Origin of the sequence: Paraburkholderia sp. (assembly GCF_036488505.1) — a bacterium.
Lineage (GTDB): Bacteria > Pseudomonadota > Gammaproteobacteria > Burkholderiales > Burkholderiaceae > Paraburkholderia.
The window spans coordinates 1-4,665 of record NZ_DASXHN010000118.1 but is presented as its reverse complement, the minus strand read 5'-3'; the positions used below and the strand labels follow the sequence as shown (position 1 = coordinate 4,665).

At 65.4% G+C, this 4,665-nt stretch carries 2 protein-coding genes and 1 pseudogene; all 3 read right to left on the bottom strand.

Annotated elements, in window-relative coordinates; all coding sequences use genetic code 11:
* Positions 1–154: 154 nt before the first annotated feature.
* A complete protein-coding gene (locus VGH68_RS06475) occupies positions 155–460 on the bottom strand; it encodes a hypothetical protein (protein WP_331602712.1) in 306 nt (101 codons plus the stop codon).
* Positions 461–716: 256 nt separating this feature from the next.
* A complete protein-coding gene (locus VGH68_RS06470) occupies positions 717–4,304 on the bottom strand; it encodes an ImcF-related family protein (RefSeq protein WP_331602711.1) in 3,588 nt (1,195 codons plus the stop codon).
* Positions 4,285–4,665, bottom strand: a pseudogene (locus VGH68_RS06465) (hypothetical protein); the annotation flags it as partial. The gene VGH68_RS06470 and the pseudogene VGH68_RS06465, both read right to left, overlap by 20 nt.

Below are 4,665 nucleotides of genomic sequence, written 5' to 3'. Positions count from 1 at the left end.
CCCATGGCCGGGCAGCAGACGTATTTGAATGGAACGGCAACCGCGACGATGGCCGCCGCCGATGCCCGATTGGTGAACATATCGGTGGAGACATAGAGACACCCAGCGCGCTTTTTGATCAGGCGTGTTTCGCGCCGGGCGTATGTAACGCCCGTTACTGGCTGGCCCCCGCGCCAATGCCGGCCTTTTTCTGAGCGTTCTGCAGGTCGGTCGGATAGTTCGGGTCGTTCCTGCTGGGCTGATACCCCGCGTCCTCGAGCTTCTTCAGCTCGGCGTTCTTCTTCGCGCGAGCCTCTTTGCGGGCCGCCTTGCGCTGGGCCTTGGTGGGCTTCGCGGTGCTCGCACCGGATTGGGCGGAGGCGGCGTTCGTGTCCTGCGCAAGCGCGAGTGGAATGCTGCCGGCCACCATTGCGGCGACCGATATTCCAAGCATGATTTGTTTGACGGCGAAGATCTTCATAACTGACGTCCTCTCTGGAGAATTAACCATAGTGTTGAAGCCCATCTGCGAACCCGATTCACCAACACGGGTGCAAGCCTTCATGCACCCGTCGGCACAGCTTACAGCCAAACGGCAGAAGCAGCGATCGTGACAGCCGAGGGTGGCGATCACCCCTTTGGCAGGCTGTTCTCTGCCACGCGAGATAGCGCATCTCCTCGTCGCCAAACCTGAGCAAACGGAACGTCTTCAGGCTGTAGCTTCTTCCACGGCGCTGTCATGGTTGCAACTCCGGAGGCAACGGCGGCAGCGCCGCGGGGGCGCCTGCGTTACCGACGGCGAAAATGCGCTCGGGCATCCGGAACCCGCGCAGCTTCAGCAACTCGAGCGGACCGGCTCCGGCCTCGGTTCGCAGCACGTAGGTCAGCGGCGCACCGTTATCCGTATTCCACGTTAGCTTGTACCGGGCACTGTCGAGCGGCTTCGCATCCGCTTGCGCCAGCAGACGCAGGAATGCCCAGTCGCCCGTCGAATCGAATGCCTGCGTCAGGCCTGCGGTGAGTGTCTGCCACGTCAGCCGCACGTGCCCGTTCAGTCCGTCGCCAGGCCAGGCCAGCGGCGTCCAGCTTTCCTGCTGGTTGAAGTAGTCGATCTGCTTGCCGTCCACCGACAGTTCCGAGCGCGTGACGGTCGGCGTGGGTAGCGCCATCATCTCGAAGCGTTCGTTCGCATCGCCGCGCAGATAAAGCTGCGCGCCGACTGTCGTCAACTGACGCAGACCGGCAAGGAACTTCGGATCGAAGCGCAGCGCCTGCGGCGCCAGTTCGTTCGGTGTCCAGTGATCGGCTTCGAGCTTCAGCATGCCCGCGAGCTGCGTCGACACGAAACGGGCGATCAGTCCGGTGTCGGGACGGACGAAACGGCCAAGTTCGGCGAAGGATGCATCGGCTTGCGTGTCGAAGAACGGATAGCGGCCGCTCATCGCCGCGTTGAACGGTGCGGCCACGCTTGCGCGCCATGCTTCGTTCAGGCTCGCCGCGGCCGGTTGCAGCATGGTTTGCCAGGCGGCGTCGAGCGGCTGCGCGAACAACGCGTTGCCGAGGCCCGCCCAGGCGGCGCCGAGACTTGCGGCGGTGAGCGCCGCGGCGTCGCGCGCCTGCGACAGGTCCGAAAGCTTGCCTTGAAACACCGCCTGCGCGAGTGAGCGTGCCATCGCCTGCGCGTCGGGGCTGCCCGCTATCTGTTGCAGCTTCAGGCGCATCGTGGTGACCGCCGTCAGATAGCGCGACAGGCTCACGCCAGTCAGCGCGATATTCGCCGACGCGCCTGTCATGCTATTCGCGCCGTTCGTCGCGGTGACACCCGGCTCGCCGATCAGCGCCAGCAGCGGACCGAACGGCCTGTCGAGCGGATTGACGGTCGACGCGCGCGTGTCATCGCCGTTGCCGATCAGACTTTGCGCCTTGTGCACCAACGTATCGGTCAGCGCCTGCGACGGCCGTCCCGCCTGCGCCTGGTAGTGCACCGACTGGATCAGCGCGACGAGCGGTGAGCTCTGTGCGTCGGCCAGACGCGTGAGCTGGTCGATCGCGCCGTTCAGGTTCGTCGCCGGCAGCCACTGCAGGCTGTTGAGCATCGTTTGCCAGGCTGCCGCGTATTCCGCGAAGTAGCGCGCGATGAGGCGCTGCTTCAGTTGCGCTGCCGCGCGCTTTTCGTCGATGGCGGTGCCGGTGCCGGCGCCGGTGCTGGCGCCGATCGCTCGCTGCGGGGGCGTGTTGCCGATGGTCTGCGATGCTTGGGCGCCCGTCAGCACCCAGTCGCCGCTGACGCGCCGTTCGCGTGCGGCTCTGTCAATCGCGTCCGCGATCTTGCCGTCCCACGCCGCGCGCGTGTAAACGCCCGGTACTGTCTCCGATGCACTGAGAAGGCCCTGTGCATTCGAGCCGTTGAGCAGCGTCTGCAGCGACGCATCCGCGTATTTCCCTTTCACCTCGTCGATGATGCGCTGGTAGATGGTGTCGTCGGCTGACGCGAGGCTCAACTGCGTAACCAGCATGTTGCGGGTCGCACTGACGAGGTTTTCATCGACGCTAATGCGCCATTCGCGGTGTGCCTTCAGGTGATCGGCGTAAAAGGCCGCAAGCCGGCGGCCGGTGTCGTCGCGTTCGCCTTGCGGTATTTCCACCGGACGCCGCCACAGCGCGACGAGCGCATGCCGGAGAAACATCGCGTCGGCGCGCGCGGGATCGCCGAGCATCAGGTAGGTCTTCAGCGCGTCGTAGGTGCTGGCTCGCGCGTGCTGCGCCTGCAAAGCGTCGGCGCGGGCTTCGCGCGCTGCTTTTAGCAGGTCGGTGATGGTTCGCACGACCGGCGCTTGCAGGTTGCGGGTCGCAGCGAGCCGGTACGGCCGCCATAGCGTGGCCAGGACGGCGTCGTTGCGGGACAGGCCCGCGCGTAGATACCACGGCGCGCCGTGCTGCCGACGGTACTCGAGCTTTTCCATCAGTTGCTGGAGCGCGAGCTGGGCGCGCCAGGAGCCGGCGGTTCGAGGCGTTGTATTGACAGCGGCCTGCGCTGCCTGACGGGCTTCGCGCATCAGCTTCTCGTTGCCGATGAAGGAGACGAGAAGCCATACGCACCAGGCGATCGCCGCGGCGGTGATAAGGGTGGCGAGTGCGTTGGGCCAGTGCATGCCGATGCGCCGGCCCATGCCCCGACAGCTTGCGATGGCCTGCCAGGCAGGTAGCAGCGCCGCGGGCTGCGGCAGATACATGACCTGTTCCGATGCCGTCGGTGCCGTCGCAGTCGGGACGAACGATATTTGTCCGCCCTCGGCAGCGGGCTCAGGCGCGGGCATTGGTGTAGAGCTGGTCGGCGCGAACACCGGCGCAAACATGACACCCGCCAGCGGGCAGCGCAACGTGTGCGAAGCAGTCAGCGCTTCCCAGTTCGCGACAATGTCCTCGCGCTGCCCACCAATGTATTGCGATAGCTGCGCGAGGTACGACACTTTGCCTGGCGACGCGAGTAGGCGTACTCCCTGATACGCGGTGCGCGTTTCGATTTGCGAGAGCTGGTCGCGCAGCGCGGTTGCCGGCGCTGCGCCCTTGCCTGGCGTCCCGACGAATGCGCCGATCGCATCGAAGGTTCTGGGCTGCGCACCCTCTGCAGAAACCGCGTGCAGGAAAGTAACTGGCGCCGCCCAGCCCAGGTCGGTCGCGAGTGTTGCAAGCACGCGCGGCCGTTCAGCGTCGGCCGTAACGCCTTCTTCCGCGCGCGTGACCTCTACCAGGCCGTCGACGGGACAACGGCGGCGCAATCGGCGGATCTGGTGCCGCCAGACGCTTGGCTCGACACCCTCCGGTCGGGCATGCACAAGGATCGCTCCGGCGACCGGCATTGCGCCCGCGCGTTTCAGACCAGGAGCCACCTGCTCGATCAGCGCGTCGGCACCAGTTAAGAGCAGCCAGGGCGTGCGATAGCGCCAACTGCGCGAGGCGCTCAGTTGATCGCATAGGGACTGCAACCGCGCGTCGCGCTTCAACGGCTTCGCCGCCATCGAGCGCTTGCCAGTCACGAAACGGACCTCTCTGGCTGCATGTTCGTATGCGCCCGTCGATACGGCAAACAGGTGGACGATCACAGTCAAAACGAGCAGCACCGGAATGCCGACCAGAATCCGCATGCGCGGCACACCGTCCGGAATGCCGAGACGGTTGCCTTGAAACCAGACCAGCAGGAGTACGGCAATGGCAAGCATCAGCGCTGCGAGAGGCAAGCCCCAGATCGCAACGCGGCTCGCGGCCGGGTTGCTCGCGCTCGCCTGAGGCGCCATGCTCTGCCGGCTATTTGGGGAAATCGTCATGCGCGTAAGCGTCGTTTTGATGTGCCGATATCACATGGAGGATGGCCGACTGCAGACCATCGACGACCAGTTGCGGTCTGTCTGCTGCACCGGCCTCGATGGCTGCGGCAATCGAGAGCAGGCCATTGGCTGCGCCAAGGTCGCCGACGATACGATCCAGCCGATACTGCGCGGCATCTTTGGCCGCAGCTTGATAGCCAGCGCGATCTAGAGCCCGGCCGCAGTTTTCAACCGGACGTGTAATCCACGCGCGGGGCACTGTCGCGGCATCGGCCCTGCCCCACATCGCCGCATTCGCGAAACCGTACTCGGCTTCGCCGTCAGCACTTTCGACGGGCCGGTGCAGCGCAGCTTTCACGCT